This is a genomic window from Aureimonas sp. ME7 (assembly GCF_903970965.1).
Classification (GTDB): domain Bacteria; phylum Pseudomonadota; class Alphaproteobacteria; order Rhizobiales; family Rhizobiaceae; genus Aureimonas.
In genome coordinates, this window is sequence record NZ_CAJCKW010000002.1 from 234,288 (window position 1) to 257,085 (window position 22,798).

The following is a 22,798-nucleotide window of genomic DNA, read 5'->3' on the forward strand; positions in this document are numbered from 1 at the left end:
TCTTTATATGTCGAGTATCAGCTTGGCAAGCCGATGTTCAAAAGGGGATGGGGTGCATGAGCGCTGAAACGTGGATCAGAGACGGGGAGCTTCGCTTCGAACTCGACGTCTCACTCGACCCCGGCCAAACCGTTCACCCGATCGGCCTCGTGCGATCGCCTTGGGAAGAACGCGGCCAGTGCCCGAAAAACCTTCGAGATGCTAGGGAGCGCGACGGCTGGGCCCATCTGGAGATCGAGGAAGCCTTCCGTCCCGCCCTGACGTCCCTCCAGTCGGGGCAGTGGATCCACGTTCTCACCTGGCTCGATCGCGGCCGCCGCGACCTCGCGCTCCAGATGCCCCGGCATGCCAGCGAGCCACTCGGCACGTTTTCCCTGCGCTCGCCCGTGCGCCCCAACCCGATCGGCCTCCATCTCGTGCGCATCATGGAACTCGACATGGCGAAGGGGGTGGTGCGGCTCGACGCGATCGACGTCCTCGACCGCACTCCGCTTCTCGACATCAAGCCCTATCTGCCGAGCGTCGATCGACCGCCGGAGGACTGAATGGCGACGGAACGGCAGAAGGCCATTGCACGGCACCTCACCGCGCTGATCCCGCGCGTCCCGTTTTCGGACGCCGAGCCGATCCGCGATGCAGCGGGTTCGCGCCATATGAAGGACCTGTCGCCGGCAAGCGCCGTCTGGCTCGCCACGCTGGCGCATATCCGCCACCAGCACACCGAATACGATGCCTTGCGAGACGAGGGATACGAACGCGACGAGGCCCTGTTTTTCGTCCTCAACGAAATAAACGAAGTGCTGGATGGATGGGGCGCGACCCGCCAGTTGAGTTCAGAGCCCGAAGACCGGGAGTTGGAGGAACCGGCCGAAGCGATCCTCAAGCCGCGCGAGCGTCCCCGCCCCGACGCTGACTGACCCCTCGGCCCTATTCGTAGATCCACTGCTCGGGCACGCGGATCTCGACGCTCTCGCCAAGCGCCACCCGACCAGGCTTTTCCACCCAACCCACGAGCCCTCGACGATGCCTTGCCTCGCGCGAGAAGGTTCGCTCGATATCCGCCCGCCCCTCGACATGGGCCGCGACGGCGCGCCCCGACTTGCGGCATGGGGCGTTGTCGCCGTCGATCTTGATCGTCGCGCCGCCCTCGAAGAACAGGAGCGTTCGCGCCGGAAGGGACGACAGGCGCTCGATGCCTGCGATCGCGATGTTCGCCCCTATCCACTCCGGCGCAAGTCGGTCGATGCCGAGCCCCTTGGCGATTTCGGCGAGTTCCATGTGCGAGACGACGGAGATCTGGCGCTCGTTGCGAATTTCGGTTCGGCGGGGATACCAGGGCTCCCGGCCGCCCGAGCGCCGGGTCGCGCCAGAATGCGCGTCGCCCGGTATCCCCTCGAACGTCAGGTCGAGCCCGGGAACGCAGGCCGTCTCGAACCCCTTGCCTTCGGCCAGGAAAAGCCCGTCGACTGCGCCGACCAGCGTGAAGGGCTTCTTCCTCACGGACCGCATCGATCCCGCGTTCAGCGAGGCTCGTCCCCCGCCTTCAGGTCCACCTTTCGGCGCGACGGCTTGAAGGTCACGACGCGGTATAGGTAGATGACGACCACGATCGCGATCACCGCATTCGACACGGGGCCGATATACTGGTCGACGAGTTCATATTGCGAGGCCAGGAGATAACCGGCGAGCGCAAGGCCCGTGGTCCAGATCAGGGTTCCGATCGCGGAGAAGAACAGGAAGGTCGCCATCGGCATCCGGGCGAGGCCCGCGGGGATGGATATGAGGGTGCGAACGGTCGGGATCAGTCGTCCGAAGAGCACCGCCCACAGCCCGTAGCGGCGGAACCAGCGGTCGGCCGATTCCACATCCTCGGCGTTCATCGTGATCCAGCGGCCGAAGCGATCGGCCAGCTTGACGATCCGCTCCTCTCCGAACCAAAGGCCGAGATAATACCAGGGCAGGATCCCGAGGATCGAGCCGATCGTCCCCGCCACGATGACCGCGACCAGCGAATGCTGGCCGGTCGCCGCCTGATAGCCGGCGAGCGGCATGATGATCTCGGACGGGATCGGCGGGAAGATGTTTTCCAGAAACATCAAGAAGGCGATCCCGGCAACGCCGAAATCCTGCATCAGGTTTTGAACGAAGGTATCCATGGGTCCTTGGTCGAACGTCTCGGGATCGGGTTCGGTCCGCTCCTATCACGCACGCGGGCGAGCGGAAACGTTACGCCGAGGTCAGGACCGCGCTTCGAGGATCGCCGCTTCGATCTGGTCGGCCGTATAAGGCTTCTGGACCACCGGGCAGTGCTGCCATTCGTCGATGACGCCCTGCCGCCCGTAGCCGGTCGCAAAAAGGATCGGCACGCCGGCGCTGCGGAGCCGCTCGGCCACCGGATAGACCTGCTCTCCGGCGATGTTCACGTCCAGCACGGCGACATCGGCCTCGATGCCCTTGTCGAGCGCTTCCAGCGCGCGCGACAGCTTCATGGCCAGCGCCGCGACCTCGCATCCCAGTTCCTCCAGAATGTCCTCGAGTTGCATGGCGACGAGGCTTTCGTCCTCGACGGCGAAAACGCGCAGGCCGCGACAGGTTCGGGAATCACGATACGACAAGGCGTGGAATATCCTCGATTTCGATCATGGGAACCTCGATCGTCCAGACGAGACCGCCGTCGCCGACATCCGTGTTGAGCCGTCCGTCGAGTTCGCCCTTCACGATGCGCTCCAGCATTCGCATACCGAAGCCGCGTTCGATGCGGATATCCTCCGCCGGCCAAAGCTCGCGCCAGGCGATCGAAACGGTGTCGCCATGGCGGTGCCATGCGATCCGGAGACGGCCGGCGGAATGGCTCAATGCGCCATACTTCAGCGCGTTGGAGGCAAGTTCGTGAAACACCATGGCCAGCGCGATCGCGGCTTTCGGGTTGAGCGTGATGCCATCGCCATCCACCTCCACACGATCGACGTCGAGCGCGGCCAGTTCCAGACGCAGGATCGTCGCGAGCTCGGCCGATTCCCAATGCCGGTCGCTGAGAAGGTTGTGGGCGTTGGATAGCGTCAGGATCCGCGCTTCGAAGGTTGCCCTCGCCTCGCCCCGGTCCTTCTCGCCGTGAAAGTAGGGCCGAGCGAGCGATTGGATCGTGGACAGCGTGTTCTTCACGCGATGGTTCAACTCGTCGATCAGAAGGCGCTGCCGCTGGTCGGCACGCACGTTCTCCGTCCGGTCGTAGCCTTGTACGAAGATGCCCTCGACCTCGCCGGTCTCGCTGCGGATCGGGTTGAAGGAAATGTCGAGGAACAACTCACGCAAGGTGCCGTCGGGAGTGCGCAGGAGGACGCGCAAATCGCTACCCGAAGCCGCGACGCCCGTTTTCAGCACCTTGTCGAGAAGGTCTGCAAGACCCCGCGCTTCGCGATCGGAAAAAACTTCCGCCATCGAGAGGCCGACGAGTTCACGGTCGCCGGCCAGCACACGGTAGGCCCGGTTTGCGAAGGTGAAGACATGGTCGGGTCCGCGAAGCAAGGCGACCATGCCAGGCGCTTGCTCGAAGAGATGCTTGAAGCGGTCGAGCTGGCTGCGGGATGCGCGATACGCTTCCTCCACCTCCTGCGTGCGCTGCAGAAGGGCCAGTTCGCTGGCGGGAACCGCCGCGTCCCCGCCGACCACCGTGCGAAGGCGCACGATTTCGGTGATGTCGACGGTGTTCTGGAGAACGAAGATGACGCGGCCCGCGCTGTCCTTCAGCGGCGAATGGATGGCGGACCAGAAACGGTGCTCGAACCCATCCCTCGGGTCGGACGATCGCGGAATCTTGTATTCGATGAAGGCGAGCGTATCCGGCTGACCGGATGCGAAGGCGCGGCGGATGGAGTTCTCGACCCGGTCGCGCGCCTCGCCTTCCGCGGGGAAACATTCGAAGAGATTGCGTCCGACCAGATCCGCCCGGCGGCGGTTGGTGGTCGCCTCGTAGGCGCCGTTGACCGCCGCGAACGTCAAGCTTTCGTCGACGATCATGTGCGGGCCCGGCAATGCCAGGAACAACTGATCGAAGGTCAACCTGTCCATTCGGTCACTCGTCGCGCTCCCTGTGACGGCCGGTTTCCCCGCCTGCCGCAGTCGGTTGCGGCAGGCGACGGAACCGGGATCGTCGCGGGATATAGATTGGGCATCCTGTAAGGGAATAACCCCGACATATGCCCTTTCGCGTATCTCCAGCTTAGCGTGTGAGGCGCTTGTAGGTCGGGCGCTTGGGGTTGACCGACTCCGGTCCGAGGCGCCGGATCTTGTCCTGCTCGTAGTCTTCGAAGTTGCCCTCGAACCATTCCACATGGCTATCGCCTTCGAAGGCGAGGATGTGGGTCGCGAGCCGGTCGAGGAACATGCGATCGTGGCTGATCACCACCGCGCAGCCGGCGTATTCCTCCAGCGCGTCCTCCAGCGCGGCCAGCGTCTCGGTGTCGAGGTCGTTGGTCGGCTCGTCGAGGAGGATGACGTTGGAGCCGGTCTTCAGCATCTTGGCGAGGTGGACGCGGTTGCGCTGGCCGCCCGAAAGCGTCCCCACCTTCTGCTGCTGGTCCGGGCCCTTGAAGTTGAAGTTGCCGACATAGGCTCGGGAGTTCATCTCGTACTTGCCAAGCTTCATGATATCGACGGCGCCCGTCACCTCTTCCCAGACGTTCTTGTTGGGATCGAGATGGTCGCGGCTCTGGTCGACATAGCCGAGATCGACGGTTTCACCGATCTTGACCTCGCCGGCATCCGGCGTTTCCTGGCCCGTCAGCATCTTGAACAGGGTCGACTTGCCCGCGCCGTTCGGTCCGATCACGCCGACGATGCCGCCAGGCGGCAGCTTGAACGACAAGCCATCGATCAGGACCCGGTCGCCGTAGCTCTTCGAGATGTTCTCGACCTCGATCACCTTGGTGCCCAAGCGCTCGCCGGTCGGGATCACGATCTTGCCGTCGGCGGGGCGACGGTTCTCGGCCAGCTCCACCAGCTCATGATAGGCCTTGATACGGGCCTTGGACTTCGACTGGCGCGCCTTGGCGCCCTGCAGCATCCACTCGCGCTCGCGAGACAGGGCGCGCATGCGGCTGTCCTCCTCGCGACCCTCCTGCTGCATGCGCTTGGCCTTCTTCTCGAGATAGGTCGAGTAGTTGCCCTCGTAGGGCACGCCCCGGCCGCGATCGAGTTCGAGGATCCAGCCCGTCACGTTGTCGAGGAAGTAGCGATCGTGCGTGATCATCAGGACGGAGCCTTCGTACTCGCGAAGGTGCTTCTCCAGCCAGGCGATGGTCTCGGCGTCGAGATGGTTGGTCGGCTCGTCGAGGAGAAGGATATCGGGCTTCGAAAGGAGGAGCTTGCAAAGCGCCACGCGGCGCTTCTCGCCGCCCGACAGCGGGCCGACCTCGGCATCGCCCGGCGGGCAGCGAAGCGCGTCCATCGCCATCTCGACCTGGCTTTCCAGGTCCCATAGGTTCTGGCTGTCGATGACGTCCTGAAGCTTGGCGCCCTCCTCGGCCGTCTCGTCCGAGTAGTTCATCATCAGTTCGTTGTACCGGTCGAGAACCGCCTTCTTGTCGGCGACCCCTTCCATCACGTTATCGAAGACGGTCTTGGTCTCGTCGAGCTTGGGCTCCTGCGGCAAGTAGCCGACAGTGGCGCCCTCGGCCGCCCAGGCCTCGCCCGTGAACTCCTTGTCGACGCCGGCCATGATCTTCAGGAGCGTCGACTTACCCGCGCCGTTCGGCCCCAGGATGCCGATCTTGGCATCGGGATAGAAGGACAGGTGGATGTTCTCCAGAACCTTCTTGTTGCCGTAGGCCTTGGTCAGGTCGGCCATATGATAGATGAACTGGCGTGCCATCGAGCGCGCGTCTCCGAAAACCGGTGGGAAATTGAGTTGGCGCACAGGTAAGCCATGAGCGCGTGCGGGGCAACAAATCGGTGCGAAAATCTCGCCCTGCGCCGGGCGAGCCGGCGAGGGGTCGCACCTCCCATGGCTTGACCTCGGCAACCGCAGACCCGAAGGAACGCTGATCGTCACCCTTCGGAATGTCGTCCCATGATCCGCCACATCGTCTTCTTCAGCGCCAAGGACAAAAGCGATCTGCCGCGCATTCGAGAAGGACTGTCGGAGCTCGGCCGGATCGCCCACCACAGCCATTTCGAGGTGGTGGAGAACGCGCGCGTCGACCCGATGGGCAACGACGTGGACGTCGTGGTCTATGCCGAATTCCCGGATGCCGAGGCGCTGGCCGCCTACAAGGCCGATCCGATCTATGCCGAATCCACACGCCGGGTGCGCCCGCTTCGCGAGATTCGCTACTCGGCGGACTACGAGGTGCCCGACCGGACCTGACGGGAACGCCTAGTCGAAGCCCGGCGCGTCGACGCGCCCGCCGCGGCATCCACGCGGCATGACCTCGCCCTGCCGGATGAGGTCCCCTAGGGTCTCGCGATCCGAAAGGTCGCCTGCCAAAGCCACGCGTAATTCGCGGATCATCGGCGCCCCTGCGGCGTCGTCCGCGCAATCCACGAGAACTCGCTTGCCGGCTCCCCGGCCAAAGGCCTCGTCGAAGGCGTCGCGTACCTCGTCCGCGCCGAGCCGCCGCCCCACCGAGTCGTCGAACAGGCGACGAACAGCCGACCCGTTGAGATCGTTCAGGAGGCGGATCGCCTCGACGAAGTAGGTGTCGGCGTCGCCGCCGAAGCACGTGCCGTGCACCCACCATTCGTGGCGATCGAGACCGGCATCCGCGCCCGGCATCGCCTCCCGGATCGCGCGGCGCGTCTCTTCCGACACGTCGAAGTCGGGCAGCGAGCGCCAATCGCCGCGCTGATCCGTTTCCCGAATGCGCTGTGAAACACCGCAATACTCGCGCCCCCTCGGCTGTGGCCAGAGGCCATGCAGCGAGAAGCCGTTTTGCGCCACCCCGCCGCTGCGACACTCGCGGGCGGACTGGCGGCTCTCGCAAAAGGCCGGATGCCAGCTGGCCGCCAGCACGTAGTGGTCGCGGCGCGCACCGTTCGTCTTCGGAGCAATAGACGGGACTTTCGATGTCGCGGATCGACTGGGCTCTTCGATCCGGCCGCACCCGAACGCCACCCATCGCCGGTCGGGCGACGCGTCCGGCACACGGATCAGGTAGTGGCTGCCGGGCGAAGCGTTGCGTCCGATCAGGTCGTAGGCGCGGCCGGGCTCCGTGACGATCCGGCCCGGATTGTCCTCCGAGCGGATGGAGGGCGTCGCGAAGCAGCTCGCCTCGGCAACGAACATGCCGACCATCGGAACCTGTGCCGCAGCGGACACACCGCTCCCTCCGAGTGCCAGAAGCGCGAGCGCTGCGATCGTCGAAGCTGTTCTTGGCGCCACGCGCATGCTCCCTTGCCGTTTCCACCCTCATATCGGTTCGAGCGCTATTTCTCCAACGATGGCTCCCCCCACCACCTTCGCCGATCGGTTCGTTCTGGACAGCCCGACGGGCGCCGCCCTCTGCGTGCGGCGCTGGCGTGCCATGGCGCCGCGCGCCGTTCTCCTGATCCAGCACGGGCTGGCCGAGCATGGGGCGCGATACGACCGGGCCGCGCGCGAGCTCGCCGCGCAGGGTATTGAAACCTACGCCCACGATCATCGCGGTCACGGATCGACGACGGCGCAGGATGCACCCTTGCGTCGCTTCGCATCGCGCGATGGCGCTTCCAAGGTCCTGCGCGATACGCATGCCGTGCGCGAACGGGCCGAGGCCGAGCATCCGGATACGCCGATCTTCGTGCTGGGCCATTCGCTGGGGGGAACGATCGCCCTGATCTACGCAGAACGCTACGGAGCGGGTCTTGGTGGCGTCCTCGTCTGGAACGCGGCCATCCGCTTCGGCTGGCAGGAGCGGCTCGGCACGGCGGCCCTGCGGGTCGAGAAGATGCTGAAGGGCTCGGACGTCGCGAGCCAACTCTTCGCCCGCTCGACATTCGACGCCTGGGCGCGCTCGGTGCCGGACAGGCGCACGCAGGCGGACTGGCTCAGCCACGATCCGGACGTGGTGGACGCCTATATCCGTGATCCGCTTTGCGGCTGGACGCCCACCGTTTCCATGGTCGAGGACATTCTGGCGCTTCTGCGCCGCGCGGGCGAGCCCGAAGCCATCGCGTCCCTACCTTCCGACCTTCCGTTGCACCTTCTGGGCGGCACGCAGGACCCAGCGACCGAAGGCGGCAAGGCCGTTGCCGATCTCGGCCGCATCCTGTCGGAGGGAGGGTCGCGCCATGTGGAAACCCGCATCGTCGAGGGTGCGCGACACGAGACCCTGAACGAGATCGAGCCGCACCGCGCCGATGCCATGCAGGCGCTGATCGCCTTTATCGATCGTCATGGCTAACCGGCTAGGCGGGGTGGGTACGATCTTATCGTTCGCCTCGCGCCTAGGAAGAAGCGCTCCGGACCGACCCATGCTGCGGGAACCGCTGCGCGAAGCTCCCTGGTGTGAGGGAACTTAGCGATCAACGACGCGCATCGAACTGCCGCTGCAAACTTTCCATGCGGCAGATCGCCGTTGTCAGTTCGTCGCGTAGACGAGATCGTTGCCCAGACTGCAACGTCCAATTCGCAGCTCCAACGGGCGATCCTGATAGGAGCAGATCACGCGCGTCAGTTTCAGGACGGCGGCATCGCCTTGCAATTTGAAGTTGCGCTTGTCGGCTGCCGTCGCTGCTTCGGCCACCGCTTTCTCACGCTTGTAGGTCGCCAGATCCTGCCCCGTCCACCGAGCCGACGCCATCGTTTCCAGACTGTCCTGCGACAGCGTCTTGGCGTTGGCATCGACGCGTAGATACACCTCTTCCGTCATGAACAATCGGCCGAGATGCGTGCGCCGCCGCTCGAACTGGAGAACGGGCGTGCGACCGTTGACCTGCAGGATTTCCGCCGCGTCCGGCGTAGCAGTCGCCAGGGTGACCTTGAATACCGAAACCTCGCCCGAAATCCTGTTCCCGGACCGGTCGAACACGTTGGAAAACCGGCTTCTCATCTTGCCGCCATCGAAATCGGCGACGATCGTGCCCTTGCCCTGGTGGCGTTCGAGAAGCTTGTGTTCGGTCAGGATATCGAACGCTTTCCGAACCGTTCCCAGGCTGATTCCGAGCGAGCGAGCGATTTCCGCCTCGTTCTCGATGGACTGTCCCGGCGCCCAGGTCTTCGAAACGATCCGCGAGATGAACTCGTCGGCCACCTGCTGGTAGAGCGGGCGGGTATTGAAGGGTTTGGCAAGGGACATGGACCGTTTCCTGTTTCATATCCTACGGAAGACCGGACCATCTAGCTACAACTTATGCGATTATGCAACCCATGCGAGCATCGGGTTGCAGTCTTTTTTACGTTACTCCTGCGAGTGGTGTTCGCGTCGCCGCAATCCACTCCTGTGTTCGGGCTTCCGGGTCCTCGTGACGCGTGATGTCGGTGACGACGGACGCGATGTCCGCCCCATGGCCGAACACCTCCGGCAAACGTTCAACCGAGAGCCCTCCGATGGCGACGAGCGGGACATCGCCGATCGCCGCCCGCCAATGTTGCAGACGCTCCGGTGTCTGCGGAGCCCATCGCATCGCCTTCAGCACCGTCGGCCAGATCGGTCCGAGCGCCACGTAATCCGGGTTCACCGACAGCGCGGTGGCGAGTTCGGTTTCGTCATGCGTCGATACGCCGAGCCGCAGCCCCGAGGCCCGGATCGCGCCGATGTCGGCCTCCGCGAGATCCTCCTGCCCGAGGTGAACGAATGAAGCCCCCTCCTTGATCGCCAGCTGCCAATGATCGTTGACGACGAGCGTGCAGCCGAAGCGCCGGCAGGTCGCAACGGAACGACGGATCTCGCGCCGCAACTCGTCCCGATCCATGTCCTTCGCGCGCAATTGCACGAAGCGCACACCGAGGGGAACGAGGCGCTCGATCCATCCGGCATCGGGCAGGACCGGATAGAACGGATCGAGCCAACCGCAAGCCGAGATCATGCCAGCACCGCCCGCCCGAACACGGGCGTGGAAGGCGCCGCCATGTCGCGCGGCTCCATGCCTCCCGCCTCGAAGGCCTGCCGCCCCGCCTCCACCGCGAGCCGGAACGCATCGGCCATCGCCACCGGATCGGCGGCGCTCGCCACCGCGGTGTTCAAGAGAACGCCGTCGTAGCCGAGCTCCATCGCGTCCGCCGCATGGGAGGGTCGGCCGATTCCCGCATCGACGATGAGAGGAACATCGGGAAAATGCGCCCGCAACGAGCGCAGACCGTAGCGGTTGTTGAGGCCGAGACCCGAACCGATGGGCGAGCCCCATGGCATCAGCACCTCGCAGCCGGCATCCAGCAGCTTCTCCGCGACCACCAGATCTTCCGTCGTATAAGGCAGCACCTGAAACCCCTCCCCCGTCAGGATACGCGCCGCCTCCACGAGGGCGAAGACGTCCGGCTGGAGCGTATCGGCATGGCCGATGACCTCGAGCTTGACGAGCGACGTTCCCAACAGCTCGCGCGCCATCCGTGCCGTCGTCACCGCTTCCTTCGCCGTATGGCATCCGGCCGTGTTGGGCAGGAAATCGACGCCGAGATCGGCGATCTCGCTCCAGAACCCCGGCCCGCCCGCACCGCTCCCCGCCATTTCTCGGCGCAGCGACACCGTGACGATCCCCGCCCTCGAGCGTCGGATCGCCTCGCGCATAGTGGAGGGAGAGGGATACAGAGCCGTGCCCAGCATGAGCCGCGACGAATAGGTCCGATCGTAGAGCCGCATCGCTCAGCCTCCCTTCATCGGCGTCAGCACTTCCACCGCGTCCCCCTCGCCGAGCGGCGTCGAAGCCCGCTCCGAACGGGGCACGAATTCGCGGTTCAGCGCCGTCGCCACGCCATCCGGCGCATGCGAGAGCTCGCGCAGGAGCGAGGCGAGATCGCTCGCCAGCGTCTCGTGCGGCTCGCCGTTCAACTGGATTCTCATGCCGCTTCCTTCTCCTGGATCAAGGCATCGACAGCGATGCGCGAATAGGTCGGCGACAGGAGGAACCCGTGGCGATGAAGGCCGGAAAAGACGACACCGGTCGTGGTTCGCTCCACCTTCGGCAAGTTGTCGGGAAAGGCGGGCCGCCGGCCGCTGGCCAGTTCCAGCACTTCCGCTTCGGCGAAGGCCGGGTGAAGCGCGAAGGCCGCCGTCAGGAGTTCCACCGCCGAGCGCAGGGTCACCGGCGCCTCGGAGGCACTTTCAACCATCGTCGCACCGATCATGAAGGTGTGGTCCCGACGGGGTACGACATAGATCGGCCATCGGGGATGGAGCAGGCGAACGGGGCGAGAGAGCGACACGTCGCGGCACCGCACGATCGCCATCTCGCCGCGCACGGATCGAAGACGCAGCGCATCGGCGGCGGTGCCACGACAATCGACGACCCGCTCTCCCGCGAAGTCCTGGGGATCGTGCGCGCAGAAGAAGTGCACGGCGCCGCCCAGCGCCTCGATGCGGGCCGTCATGTCGACGAGCGTCCGGCGCGGGTCGAGATGGGCTTCCTCCTCGAAGAACAATGCGCTGGGGAAACGCCCGGCGAGGTCGGGTTCCAGCGCCTCGATCTCGGCGGGGCCGAGGAGCCGGTGATGGCGGGTGCGAACGGCGAACTGGCGAAAATCTCCACCGTCGCGGCCCGACGCCAACACCAGCGTGCCGTTGCGCTCGGCGCTTCCGAACCGCGACCAGAATTCGATCCCGTCGAGTCCGGGCTGGATGATCGCGTCCTCGGCAACGGCCGCTTCGCAGAAGGGCGCCAGCATTCCACCGGCCAACCAGGACGCCGAGCGCGTAAGATCGGCTGCCGCTTCGTGCACGGCGACACGTCGACCGGCCTCCGCCAGACGCAGCGCGGTGGACAGGCCGGCAACGCCGGCTCCCAGCACATGAATGGTCATCGTCGCTCCCCGGAGCGCTCGCAGCGACGAATGGAAACTCGGCGGAGCCGCGGAAGCGAACGTGGCGGACGGAATACCCGTCCACGGTTCGACCTCAATCGGAGCGGCTCGACTCCATCCCTACGCCAGTGCGAACTGGATCAGGTTCGTGGGGTCGCCGCGCCTATCGTCGGCCTCTCAGTTCCCTGCCGGAACTCCCCCTGGATGAGCCTCAGGTTAAGCGTTCGCCGTCCGCTGTCAACGCCTTCGAGTCCGCCGGCTCCATGCCGGGAATGGGATCGGTCCCGAGAATGGGTCCATCCGCGCCCGGAACATCCGGTCGATGCTCCAGCACCTGATTGGCGATCGACTCGGCCGTCACCTCGTCGCCGTTCACCACCGTATCCGCGCCCGCCTGAATCAAGCGGTCGCGCTGCTCGCCCGAATGAACGCGGGCGGTGATGCGCACGTCCGGGTTGGCGCTGCGTGCCGCCTGGATGATGGCGACCGCCTCGAAGCTGTTGGGAAAGGCAAGAACCAGATCACGCGCGGCGCCGATATTGGCCGCCTCCAGGATCTCTGCCTTCACCGCGTTGCCGACGATCGCCTCGATCCCGGCTTTGCGCACGCGCGACACGCGCTTGTCCGCGTCCTCGATCACCACGAAGCTGCGCCCGGCGTCCGAAAGCCGCTGCGCGATCTTCGAGCCGACGCGGCCATAGCCGACGAGAACGAGATGGTCGGTGAGTGCCGTCGGCGACAGGTTGTCCGCCTCGATCGCCACGCTCCCGGCAGGGATATGGGACGGCGCGCCGGCGGCTGGCTGCTGCTGCGGCTCGCGCCCTTCGGCGGAAGGATGTGGACGAGTAACGGGAGGGACGCGAGGCGGCTCGTCGGTCGGCGCTCGCTCCAGAAGCTGTCGCAGCCGGTCGATCGAGCTGAACAGGATCGGGTTCAACATGATCGACAGGATGGCGCCCGCCAGGATCAGGTCGCGCGCCGCCTCCGGCAGGATACCCAGCCGGCCGCCGAGTTCGGCGAGGATGAAGGAGAACTCGCCGATCTGCGCGAGGGATACCGAGATGGTGAGCGCGGTGGCCACCGGATGGCCGAAGGCGCGAACGATCACGAAAGCGGCCAGCGATTTGCCGAGGATGATGATCAGAACCGTGGCGAGGATCGGCAGCGGATCCTCGATCAGGCTGCGCGGGTCGAAAAGCATGCCGACCGAAACGAAGAACAGAACCGCGAACGCGTCTCGGAGCGGCAGCGAATCCTCGGCGGCCTGATGGCTGAGATCCGACTCGCTCATGATCATCCCGGCGAAGAACGCACCGAGTGCCAGAGACACGCCGAACAGCGAGGCCGCACCGAAGGCGACGCTGAGCGCGATGGCCAGCACCGCCAGCCGGAACAACTCGCGCGAGCCGGAACTCGCCGTCATCTGCAGCGCCCAGGGAATGATGCGCCGCCCAACGACCAGCATCAGGATCACGAAGACGCAGAGCTTGACGACGGTCATCAGGATGACGCCGGACACGCCGAGCCCGAGATCGGTGAAGACGCCGGTTCCCGTTTCGGGCGCCGTGCCGCCGAGCGCCGAGGCGAAGGCCGGCAGGAGAACCAGCGTCAGCACCATGGCGAGGTCCTCGACGATCAACCAGCCGATCGCGATCCGCCCCTTGCCCGTCTCGATCAGCCGCCGCTCCTGCATCGCGCGCAGGAGGACGACCGTGGAGGCGACCGATAGGGCGAGGCCGAACACGAGACCCGCCCCGGCCGACCAGCCGAGAAGCCATGCCAGCCCCATGCCGAGCAGCGTCGCGCAGGCGATCTGGACGATGGCGCCGGGCACCGCGATGGCTCGCACCGACAGAAGGTCGTTCAGCGAGAAATGCAGACCGACGCCGAACATGAGGAGAATGACGCCGAGCTCGGCCAACTCCGTCGCGAGGCCTTGATCCGCCACGAAACCCGGAGTGAACGGGCCGACGCTGACGCCGGCCAGGAGATAGCCGACGATGGGCGATATGCCGAGGCGGTTGGCGAGGGAGCCGAACACGAAGGCCAAGCCCAAACCGGCGACGATCGTTTCGATCAGCGGCATCTCGTGCAGCATCTTCGCGTTCCCCGGCCTTGAATCACTCCAAATCGTCCTGCCTTCCCGGATAGGAGATCGCGGCCTCCAATGCAGCACAAAAGTCGCCGATAGGTGGAAAGATTTGGCCGGAGGAAGAACGTACGGTGTGTTTCGATAGCCGAATCGGACAACGTCGGAGCATTGAGTCCGCTGTCATCGGACCAATATCCCGCACGCCCCATGCGGCTGATCCAAAATGGAGTTCCTTGCACGGCCGGCGCCTCGACGCACGAATACCATTTCCCACGCCTATGAAATCAGCATCAGGACGCCGTTTCTCCGAGCACCTTGCACATTGGGCAATATCGATCACGCAATCGACTGACAGCCGACGCCAACGCCCTGGGGCGCTCGAATATTTCGGTCGTCGGACGATGCGAACTGTGTAAGATGCCGGTCGTGCCACGTTCGGCAGATCGGGAGAACAGACCCTATGACGAGCCTTTCGCGTTCCGTTGTTTCCGGCTCGATCGTGGCGGCGTCGCTTCTTCTGGCAACTCCCGGCCATGCGGCGGAGCCGGCGTCCTGTCAGAGCGTCCGGTTCGCGGATGTGGGCTGGACGGACATCACATCGACGACCGCCCTGGCCGGCGTCGTTCTCGATGCGCTGGGCTACCAGCCGAAGGTCGACACGCTCGCCCTGCCCGTCACCTTCGCCTCGCTGAAGAACGGCGATATCGACGTGTTCCTCGGCGCTTGGCTGCCGACGATGGAAGCCGACCTCGCCCCCTTCCGCGCCGAAGGGTCGATCGAGGAAATTCGGACCAACCTGGAAGGCGCGAAGTACACGCTGGCGGTGCCGACCTATCTGCACGATGCCGGGTTGAAGACCTTCGACGATATCGGAAAGTTCCGCGAACAGCTCGGCGGCCGCATCTACGGGATCGAACCCGGCAACGACGGAAACCGATTGATCCTCGGCATGATCCAGGGGGGACAGTTCGGCCTCAACGGGTTCGAGCTGGTGGAGTCCTCCGAGCAGGGAATGCTCGCGCAGGTCGCGCGCGAAACTCGGCAAAAGAAGCCGATCGTCTTCCTCGGATGGGAGCCCCATCCGATGAACACCAATTTCCAACTGTCTTATCTGGAAGGCGGCGACGCGGTGTTCGGGCCCAATTTCGGCGGCGCGACGGTGCATACGCTGGCGCGGAAGGGACTGTCCACCGAGTGCCCCAACCTCGGCAAGCTTTTGGCGAATCTCGCCTTCACCCTTCCCATGGAAAGCGAGATCATGGGCGCGATCCTCGACGACGGGAAAGCGCCCGATGCGGCGGCGCGCGAGTGGTTGACGGCCCATCCGGATGCCTACGCAAGCTGGCTGGAAGGCGTGACCACCTTCGCCGGCGAGCCGGGCGCCGCGGCCGTCCAGGCCAAGCTGAAGCCTTGAGGCGGGTTGCGATGCCAGGCGATGCTTCTCGCATTCGAGATGACGCCCAACGATGAACGATTGGCTGGTCAACCATAAGATTCCGCTGGGCGCATGGCTGCGCTCGGGCGTCGATGCACTGACGACGAACGCGCAAGGGTTCTTCGACACGATATCGGTGGTTCTGGGCACGCTGATCGACGGCCTGACAGCGGGCCTGATGGCGATCCCCCCGCTCCTGTTCGTCGCGATCGTGGCGGTCGGCGCATGGTTCCTGCACCGTTCGCTCTCGCTCGTCGTCTTCGCCGTCCTGTCCCTGCTTCTCGTAATCAACCTCGGATACTGGACGGAAGCGGTTCAGACGCTTTCGCTCGTGTTCTGCGCGACGGCGGTGTGCGTCGCGATCGGTATCCCCCTCGGCATCGTGGCGGCCCATCGGCCTCGATTCTACTGGGTACTCCGCCCGCTTCTCGATCTGATGCAGACCATCCCGACCTTCGTCTACCTGATCCCGACGCTGATCCTGTTCGGCTTGGGCGTCGTGCCGGGGCTGATCTCGACGGTGATCTTCGCCGTGCCGGCCACCATCCGCCTAACGCATCTCGGCATTTCCAGCGTGCCCGAACCCTTGCGCGAAGCGGCGCTCGCCTTCGGCGCGACGCGGCGACAACTCCTCTTCAAGGTCGAGCTGCCGCACGCGATGCCGACGATCATGGCAGGCGTCACCCAATGCATCATGCTCAGCCTTTCGATGGTGGTGATCGCCGCCCTCGTCGGGGCCGATGGCCTCGGCAAGCCGGTGGTTCGCGCGTTGAACACCGTGAATGTCGGGATGGGATTCGAGGCCGGTCTTGCGATCGTCATCTTGGCCATTCTCCTCGATCGCATCTGCAAGCAGCCGATGCGATCGGGAGCCGCGCGGAAACTGCCATGAGCCATCCCGCCATCGAGTTCCGGAACGTCGATATCGTATTCGGCAAGGGCGCCGATCGCGCCCTGCCGATGCTGGACGCGCAGGCGACGCGCGACGAGATCCTGCGTGCCACAGGCTCGGTCGTGGGCGCGGCCGACGTGAACCTCATCGTCGAGCCGGGCGAGATCTGCGTCCTCATGGGCCTGTCGGGCTCGGGGAAATCGACGGTCCTTCGCTGCGTCAACGGTTTGAACAAGGTCAGCCGAGGCCGCGTTCTCGTATCCCATCAAAACAGCCAGGTGGACGTGGCGAGCTGTGCGGACGCTACGCTCCGCGACCTTCGCATGCACGGCGTCTCGATGGTGTTCCAGCAGTTCGCTCTGCTTCCATGGCGAACCGTCCGGCAGAATGTCGGGCTGGGACTGGAGCTCCAGGGTCTCTCGGCCGCCGAGTGCCGGCGCACGGTGGACGAGAAGCTCGCCCTCGTAGGCCTGACGCAATGGGCGGACCGCTACGCGAACGAGCTGTCCGGAGGTATGCAGCAGAGGGTGGGTCTGGCGCGCGCCTTCGCCACCAACGCCGACATCCTGCTGATGGACGAGCCGTTTTCCGCGCTCGACCCGCTGATCCGCGCCCGCCTGCAGGACGAGCTTCTCGAGCTACAGCGCCAGCTTCGAAAAACGATCCTTTTCGTCAGCCACGACCTCGACGAGGCGATGAAGCTCGGCAACCGGATCGCCATCATGCAGGAGGGGCGCGTCGTCCAGAACGGCACGGCTGAGGATATCCTGCTGCGGCCGGCGACGCCTTATGTCGCGGAATTCGTGCAGCACACGAACCCGCTCAACGTGCTTCCCGCCTCGGCGATCATGCGACCGGTCCAAGCGATCGCGCGCGAGGGCGCCGAACTCGTGCTGGACGGCAAGTCCGACATTCGTCTGGGCATGGACGAGCTGGGGCGCATGGCCACGGTGCGGATCGATGGTCGCAACGGCTCGTTCGGGCCGCTCGAAGCCTCCGGCAGCCGCCCGGACATCGCCGTCGCGTCGGAAACGTCGACGCTTCGATCGATGATCGAAGCCAAACGGCAGAGCGCGCATCCGATCGTCCTGACGGATGCATCGGGGCAGATTTCCGGCCTTTGCGGCGACGACGAGATCTACGCCGCCCTGCTCCGCCGTTCGAACACTTCGACGGAAAGCTGATACGTACCGCGTGGGAACCCGAGGGGCTTACGACCTACGGACCGAATTGGACCCTCGTATCTTAAGCGCCCGCCTCATCACGAACCCAGGCGAACTCGAGTTCCTCGCGAAACGCAAAACGCTTGATGTGGTCGGCGACCACGGCCTCGATCCGATCGAGGTCCGCTGCGTCCTCGCAGGATATGGCAACCCTAAGGGCGTCGTCGGTCGCATCTAGGGTCGTTCGGCCGGCTGGTAGCGCGATGGTTCCGTGATGCGGATCGAACTCCACCTCGAACTTATGGGCCCAGTGCTTGCAGAGCTGCTGAAGGTAGCGGCTGGCGCTTTGGGTCACGACGCGAGCGTTGCTGGTCGGCATATCGAGAACTCCTGAACCATTTCTCCAACGGTCGTATACCCACACGCCGACCAGAGCAAAACGCGCTTCGAAACGAAAAGCGCGGCATGGAGAAGCTCCATGCCGCGCTCGAAAACCACCAGTCGGGTTCGGCCGATCAGGCTTTGTTGCGATTGTAGACGTCGAAGCAAACGGCTGCGAGGAGCACCATGCCCTTGACGAGCTGCTGGTAGTCGATCGACAGCTGCATGGCGCTCTGCATACCCATGTTCAGGACGCCCATGATGAAGGCGCCGATCACCGCGCCCATCACCTTGCCGACGCCGCCATAGGCCGAGGCGCCGCCGATGAAGCAGGCCGCGATCACGTCGAGTTCCAGCCCCGTGCCGTTGCGCGCGGTGGCCGAGCCGACGCGGGCAAAGAACACCATGCCCGCGATCGCCGCCAGAACGCCCATGTTGACGAAGGCGAGGAAAACGATCCGCTCGGTCTTCACGCCGGACAGCTTGGCCGCCTTCTCGTTACCGCCGACAGCATAGACGCGGCGCCCGATCGTGGTGCGGGTCGTCACGAAGGCGTAGATCGCGATCAGCACGGCCATCAGGATGAGGACGTTGGGCAAGCCGCGGTTGCTAGCTAGAAGATAGCCGATGCCCAGGATCATCAGCGCCGCGAAACCGACGCGGCCGAGGAAGAAGCCGTAGGGCTCGTCCACCGGACGAACACGGGCCTTGCGGGCGCGGCTCTGGAACGAAAAGATCGCGAAGGCGGCCGCCAGGATGACCGCGATGATCATGGTCGTAGCGTGGGCGAGACCGAAGCCCGAAACGAGGTTCGGGATCGTGCCCGTCGAAAGGTTGCGCAGCGAAGGCGGGATCGGCGAGATCGAGGACGAGCCGCCGAGCGCCATGAAGGTCAGCCCGCGAAACACCAGCATGCCCGCCAGGGTCACGATAAAGGACGGGATCTTCAGAAAGGCGACGAAATAGCCCTGCACCGCACCGATCAGGGCGCCGAGTGCCAAACAGATCGCGGCCGCGATCGGCACGGGTATGCCGTAGAGAACCATCAGGACGGCGCCGATGGCGCCGACGAACCCGACCACCGAGCCGACGGACAGGTCGATATGGCCGGTCACGATGATCAGCAGCATGCCGATCGCCATGATGATGACGTAGCTGTTCTGAAGGAACAGGTTGGTGAGGTTGGAAGCCGATACGAAGGTCGGTCGCCCCGTGGCGGCCGAGTAAACGGCGAAGAAGACGACGATGGCGAACAGCGCCACCAGCATCCCGTATTCGCGCAGATGGCTCTTGAAGTAGTCCATGCTGGCGACGCCCTCGTCGGCCGAGGACGTGCCGTCGACGGTCTTGATGCTCATGCGGCATTCCTTCCTGCGGAGCGAATGATGGCGCGCATGATGCTTTCCTGCGTCGCCTCGCCTCGCGCCATCTCGGCGACGAAACGTCCTTCGTTCATGACGTAGATGCGGTCACACATTCCCAAGAGCTCGGGCATCTCGGAGGAGATCATCAGGATCCCCTTTCCTTCCGACGCCAGCCGCTCGATGATCGAGTAGATTTCGAACTTAGCGCCGACATCGATGCCGCGCGTCGGCTCGTCCAGGATGAGGAGCGACGGGTCGGAGAACAACCATTTGGAGAGAACCACCTTCTGCTGGTTCCCGCCCGAAAGGTTGAGCGTCTTGTGGAAGACACCAGCCGAGCGGATGCGGAGGTTCTTGCGGTAGTCCTCCGCGACGGCTCGCTCGCGGTCCGCGTCGATCACGCCGCTTTTAGCAATGCCGGGCAGGTTGGCGAGCGAAACGTTCTGGCGGATATCCTCTTCCAGGATCAAGCCGTACTGCTTCCGGTCCTCCGTGACATAGGCAAGACCGGCCGCGATCGCCTTCGGGATCGACGATACGTCCACCGGCTTTCCGTCCATGAAGGCCTCGCCTGAAACGTTGCGGCCATAGGACTTGCCGAAGACGCTCATGGCGAGCTCGGTGCGCCCGGCTCCCATCAGTCCCGCCACGCCGACGATCTCGCCGCGCCGGACGTTGAAAGACACGTCCTTCACGATCTGGCGTTGGGCGTTCATGTGGTGGAAGGCGTTCCAGTTCCGAACCTCGAACAGGATCCCGCCGATCTTGGGATGACGCGGCGGATAGCGATCGTCGAGCTGGCGACCGACCATGTCGCGGATGATCTGGTCCTCGCTGACGCCCTGGCGGCAGTCCAGCGTCGAGACGGTGGACCCGTCGCGGATCACGGTGATGGAATCGGCGACGCGGCTGATCTCGTTCAGCTTGTGGCTGATCATGATCGAGGTCATACCCTGCGCCTTGAACTCCAGAAGGAGATCGAGGAGCGCTTGGCTATCGCGTTCGTTCAAGCTCGCGGTCGGCTCGTCCAGGATCAGAAGGCGGACCTTCTTCGACAAGGCCTTGGCGATCTCGACGAGCTGCTGCTTCCCAACGCCGATATCCTTCACCAGCGTCGTCGGCGCTTCCGTCAGGCCGACCTGCGCCAGAAGTTCGGACGTGCGCCGGAACGCCTCGTCCCAATCGATCACGCCCGCGCGCGAGATTTCGTTGCCGAGGAAGATGTTCTCGGCGATCGACAGGAGCGGCACGAGCGCCAGTTCCTGATGGATGATGATGATGCCGGCATGCTCGCTATCGCGGATGTCGCGAAACTTGCGAACCTCGCCGTCGTAGACGATATCGCCCTCGTAGGTTCCATAGGGATAAACGCCGGAGAGCACCTTCATCAAGGTCGACTTGCCCGCGCCGTTCTCGCCGCAGATCGCGTGGATCTCGCCGGTCTCGACGCGAAGGTTGACGTTGTCGAGGGCTTTGACGCCCGGAAACGTCTTGGTGATGCCGCGCATCTCCAGAATGGCTGCCATCGGGCACCTCGCCAGTTTCGATCCGGAAACGGCCGGCGCTCCTCGCGCCGGCCGGCTCTGTTTGATGGGGCGGGATCGCTCCCGCGTGTCGATTAGGGCTTGATCTGGTCGGCCGTGTAGTAGTTCGAGTCGACCAGCGTCGCCTTGATGTTGTCCTTCGTCACCAGGACCGGCTTCAGAAGGTAGGACGGGATGACCTTGACCCCATTCTCGTAGGTCTTGGTATCGTTGACCTGCGGCTCCTTGCCGGTGCCCAGGGCGTCGATCATGTCCACCGTGACCTTGGCGAGCTCGCGCGTGTCCTTGAAGATGGTCGAGTACTGCTGGTTGTTCTCGATCGACTTCACCGAGGGCACTTCCGCGTCCTGGCCGGAGACGACCGGCATCGGCTTGTCGCCCGAGCCGTAGCCGACCGCGGTCAGCGCGGAGATGATGCCGATGGAAAGGCCGTCATAGGGCGAGAGAACCGCGTTCACGGTCTTGTCGCCGTAATAGGCCGACAGGAGGTTGTCCATGCGGGCCTGGGCCACGGCCGGATCCCAGCGCAGCGTGCCGACGCGGTCCATCCCGGTCTCGCCCGACGGGATCACAAGCTTGCCCTGGTCGATATAGGGCTGCAGAACGCTCATCGCGCCGTTGTAGAAGAAGAAGGCGTTGTTGTCGTCCGGCGAGCCGCCGAAGAGCTCGACATTGAACGGACCGGCTTCCGACTCAAGCTTGAGGCCCTGAACCAGCGACTGCGCCTGAAGGACGCCGACTTGGAAGTTGTCGAAGGTCGTATAGTAGTCGACGTTCGGCGAATTGCGGATCAGGCGATCGTAGGCGATCACCTTGATGCCCTTGTCGGCGGCCTGCTGGAGGACGTCGGTCAGCGTGGTGCCGTCGATCGAGGCGACGACGAGGTACTTCACGCCGGAAGCGACCATGTTCTCCATCTGGGAGAGCTGGGTCGGAATATCGTCTTCGGCGTATTGGAGATCGGTCTGGTAGCCGCGCTCCTGCAGCGACTTGACCATGTTGTCGCCGTCGGCGATCCAGCGCGCGGACGCCTTGGTCGGCATCAGGACGCCCACGGTGCCCTTGTCCTGCGCGAAAGCGCCGCCGGCCAATGTCATCGCGCCGATGGCTACTGCCGCCAGCAAGGCTTTCATTCGGATCATGCTCTACCTCCCATCGCGACGGCGCCGCGGCGACCGTCCGAAAGCGACGCAAACTCTTCGCGCCTCAAAAACCCAAACCGGAACCGCTTCGGCACCCCCGGCTTCGCCCGACCCCCTGGCACCACTCCGCCTATCCCGCGGTGCCAGAAGTTCATTTGTCTGATGAATTATCCGATCGTCTCGTCGTGAACAACGGATTTTTTCCGCGCTCTGATTTATTGTAAACCGAAAATTCGGTCGTACAACAAGACAGCGCCGTCCGCGCGAGAGCGGATATCCTCAACCGTCATTCCCGGTTTGTAGAGCGAGGAGCCGAGACCGAAGGTTCGGACCCCGACCTTGGCGTAGGCTTCGAAGTCCTTTTCGGACACACCGCCGACGACGCTGATCTCACGGTCCTTCGGCAGAACGGCCATGATCGCCGACACGCCGGCTGGACCCAGCACGCTGGCCGGAAAGAACTTGAGGGCCGAAGCGCCTGCCTGCAGCGCCTGAAAGGCTTCGGTCGGCGTGAAGACGCCCGGCATCGTGACCATGCCGTAATCGCCGGCCCTAGCCAGAACCGCCGCATCGACATTGGGCGAGACGAGAAGACGTCCGCCCGCCTCCGCAAGCTTGTCGACGTGCTCGACCGTAAGCACGGTTCCCGCGCCGATGTAGTGATCCGGCCCGGCCAGCTTGGCGGCGGCTGCGATGGAGCGGAAAGCATCCGGCGAGTTCAAGGGAATCTCGATCGCCTCGAAGCCCGCTTCCATCAGCGTCGATACGGCGGCTTCCGCTTCCTCCGGCCGAATGCCGCGCAGGATCGCGACGAGCGAGCGCCGCAGGTTGGGCCAAGGCGTGCGAGAGCTCATCG

At 64.6% G+C, this 22,798-nt stretch carries 24 protein-coding genes and 1 riboswitch; of the genes, 7 read left to right on the plus strand and 17 right to left on the minus strand.

Annotation, left to right across the window (positions count from 1 at the left end):
- Positions 1-56 precede the first annotated feature (56 nt).
- Positions 57-545 carry a tRNA (N6-threonylcarbamoyladenosine(37)-N6)-methyltransferase TrmO gene (tsaA, locus tag H7A85_RS04535; protein WP_182084705.1) on the plus strand — a complete coding sequence of 163 codons (489 nt, stop codon included), beginning with the start codon at positions 57-59 and terminating at the stop codon, positions 543-545.
- Positions 546-917: a DUF2293 domain-containing protein gene (locus H7A85_RS04540; protein WP_182084706.1), complete on the plus strand. Its 372-nt coding sequence runs from the start codon at positions 546-548 to the stop codon at positions 915-917.
- 10 nt (positions 918-927) lie between these two features.
- Here H7A85_RS04540 and H7A85_RS04545 read toward each other — a convergent pair whose 3' ends face one another.
- The 5 genes from H7A85_RS04545 to ettA form a co-directional block, all read right to left on the minus strand.
- Positions 928-1,500 carry an MOSC domain-containing protein gene (locus H7A85_RS04545; protein ID WP_244630938.1) on the minus strand — a complete coding sequence of 191 codons (573 nt, stop codon included), beginning with the start codon at positions 1,498-1,500 and terminating at the stop codon, positions 928-930.
- A 20-nt stretch (positions 1,501-1,520) separates the two neighbouring features.
- Positions 1,521-2,156 (minus strand): DedA family protein, encoded by a 636-nt coding sequence (locus tag H7A85_RS04550; protein ID WP_182084708.1) that lies wholly within the window; start codon positions 2,154-2,156, stop codon positions 1,521-1,523.
- Positions 2,157-2,237: 81 nt separating this feature from the next.
- Complete coding sequence (locus tag H7A85_RS04555; protein WP_244630939.1) at positions 2,238-2,615, minus strand: response regulator; 378 nt, start codon at positions 2,613-2,615, stop codon at positions 2,238-2,240.
- The gene (locus tag H7A85_RS04560) at positions 2,602-4,068 is read right to left on the minus strand and encodes a PAS domain-containing protein (RefSeq protein ID WP_182084709.1); all 1,467 of its coding nucleotides are present in this window, start codon (positions 4,066-4,068) and stop codon (positions 2,602-2,604) included. The genes H7A85_RS04555 and H7A85_RS04560 overlap by 14 nt, the downstream gene beginning before the upstream one ends.
- A gap of 151 nt (positions 4,069-4,219) precedes the next feature.
- Complete coding sequence (ettA, locus tag H7A85_RS04565) at positions 4,220-5,869, minus strand: energy-dependent translational throttle protein EttA (RefSeq protein ID WP_182084710.1); 1,650 nt, start codon at positions 5,867-5,869, stop codon at positions 4,220-4,222.
- Positions 5,870-6,067: 198 nt separating this feature from the next.
- Here ettA and H7A85_RS04570 point away from each other — a divergent pair, with 198 nt between their 5' ends.
- The gene (locus H7A85_RS04570; RefSeq protein WP_182084711.1) at positions 6,068-6,364 is read left to right on the plus strand and encodes a Dabb family protein; all 297 of its coding nucleotides are present in this window, start codon (positions 6,068-6,070) and stop codon (positions 6,362-6,364) included.
- A 9-nt stretch (positions 6,365-6,373) separates the two neighbouring features.
- Here the strand turns inward: H7A85_RS04570 and H7A85_RS04575 are convergent, their stop codons facing one another.
- A complete protein-coding gene (locus tag H7A85_RS04575; protein ID WP_182084712.1) occupies positions 6,374-7,378 on the minus strand; it encodes a ribonuclease T2 in 1,005 nt (334 codons plus the stop codon).
- A 58-nt stretch (positions 7,379-7,436) separates the two neighbouring features.
- Between H7A85_RS04575 and H7A85_RS04580 the strand changes: the two genes are divergently transcribed.
- Positions 7,437-8,378, plus strand: coding sequence for an alpha/beta hydrolase (locus H7A85_RS04580; RefSeq protein WP_182084713.1), 942 nt, complete (start codon positions 7,437-7,439; stop codon positions 8,376-8,378).
- 177 nt (positions 8,379-8,555) lie between these two features.
- Here the strand turns inward: H7A85_RS04580 and H7A85_RS04585 are convergent, their stop codons facing one another.
- From H7A85_RS04585 to H7A85_RS04610, 6 genes are all read right to left on the minus strand, one after another.
- The gene (locus H7A85_RS04585) at positions 8,556-9,272 is read right to left on the minus strand and encodes a GntR family transcriptional regulator (protein WP_182084714.1); all 717 of its coding nucleotides are present in this window, start codon (positions 9,270-9,272) and stop codon (positions 8,556-8,558) included.
- Between the two features lie 97 nt (positions 9,273-9,369).
- Positions 9,370-10,002, minus strand: a complete 633-nt coding sequence (locus tag H7A85_RS04590; protein WP_182084715.1) for a thiamine phosphate synthase — start codon at positions 10,000-10,002, stop codon at positions 9,370-9,372.
- Positions 9,999-10,772 (minus strand): thiazole synthase, encoded by a 774-nt coding sequence (locus tag H7A85_RS04595; RefSeq protein ID WP_182084716.1) that lies wholly within the window; start codon positions 10,770-10,772, stop codon positions 9,999-10,001. Before H7A85_RS04595 ends, H7A85_RS04590 begins: the two co-directional genes overlap by 4 nt.
- A 3-nt stretch (positions 10,773-10,775) precedes the next feature.
- Positions 10,776-10,973, minus strand: a complete 198-nt coding sequence (thiS, locus tag H7A85_RS04600; protein WP_182084717.1) for a sulfur carrier protein ThiS — start codon at positions 10,971-10,973, stop codon at positions 10,776-10,778.
- A complete protein-coding gene (locus H7A85_RS04605) occupies positions 10,970-11,929 on the minus strand; it encodes an FAD-dependent oxidoreductase (RefSeq protein WP_182084718.1) in 960 nt (319 codons plus the stop codon). Before H7A85_RS04605 ends, thiS begins: the two co-directional genes overlap by 4 nt.
- Before the next feature lie 100 nt (positions 11,930-12,029).
- Positions 12,030-12,140, minus strand: a riboswitch (TPP riboswitch).
- Entirely contained in the window at positions 12,141-14,027 is a 1,887-nt protein-coding gene (locus H7A85_RS04610; protein WP_182084719.1) for a cation:proton antiporter, read from the minus strand.
- A 454-nt stretch (positions 14,028-14,481) separates the two neighbouring features.
- Between H7A85_RS04610 and H7A85_RS04615 the strand changes: the two genes are divergently transcribed.
- From H7A85_RS04615 to choV, 3 genes are read left to right on the plus strand one after another with little or no spacing between them, the layout of a single operon-like run.
- A complete protein-coding gene (locus H7A85_RS04615) occupies positions 14,482-15,435 on the plus strand; it encodes a choline ABC transporter substrate-binding protein (RefSeq protein WP_182084720.1) in 954 nt (317 codons plus the stop codon).
- Between the two features lie 52 nt (positions 15,436-15,487).
- Complete coding sequence (gene choW, locus H7A85_RS04620) at positions 15,488-16,348, plus strand: choline ABC transporter permease subunit (protein WP_182084721.1); 861 nt, start codon at positions 15,488-15,490, stop codon at positions 16,346-16,348.
- Complete coding sequence (choV, locus tag H7A85_RS04625) at positions 16,345-17,532, plus strand: choline ABC transporter ATP-binding protein (protein ID WP_182084722.1); 1,188 nt, start codon at positions 16,345-16,347, stop codon at positions 17,530-17,532. The genes choW and choV overlap by 4 nt, the downstream gene beginning before the upstream one ends.
- A gap of 61 nt (positions 17,533-17,593) precedes the next feature.
- On the opposite strand, the gene H7A85_RS04630 is transcribed toward choV, so the two are convergent.
- From H7A85_RS04630 to H7A85_RS04650, 5 genes are all read right to left on the minus strand, one after another.
- On the minus strand, positions 17,594-17,890 hold the full coding sequence (locus tag H7A85_RS04630; RefSeq protein ID WP_182084723.1) for a DUF2218 domain-containing protein: 297 nt from the start codon (positions 17,888-17,890) through the stop codon (positions 17,594-17,596).
- Between the two features lie 136 nt (positions 17,891-18,026).
- Positions 18,027-19,250, minus strand: a complete 1,224-nt coding sequence (mmsB, locus tag H7A85_RS04635) for a multiple monosaccharide ABC transporter permease (RefSeq protein WP_210270217.1) — start codon at positions 19,248-19,250, stop codon at positions 18,027-18,029.
- Entirely contained in the window at positions 19,247-20,782 is a 1,536-nt protein-coding gene (gene mmsA, locus H7A85_RS04640; protein WP_182084724.1) for a multiple monosaccharide ABC transporter ATP-binding protein, read from the minus strand. Before mmsA ends, mmsB begins: the two co-directional genes overlap by 4 nt.
- Before the next feature lie 92 nt (positions 20,783-20,874).
- Positions 20,875-21,942, minus strand: a complete 1,068-nt coding sequence (chvE, locus tag H7A85_RS04645; RefSeq protein WP_182084725.1) for a multiple monosaccharide ABC transporter substrate-binding protein — start codon at positions 21,940-21,942, stop codon at positions 20,875-20,877.
- Positions 21,943-22,157: 215 nt separating this feature from the next.
- Positions 22,158-22,796, minus strand: a complete 639-nt coding sequence (locus tag H7A85_RS04650; RefSeq protein WP_182085066.1) for a 2-dehydro-3-deoxy-6-phosphogalactonate aldolase — start codon at positions 22,794-22,796, stop codon at positions 22,158-22,160.
- Positions 22,797-22,798: the final 2 nt, after the last annotated feature.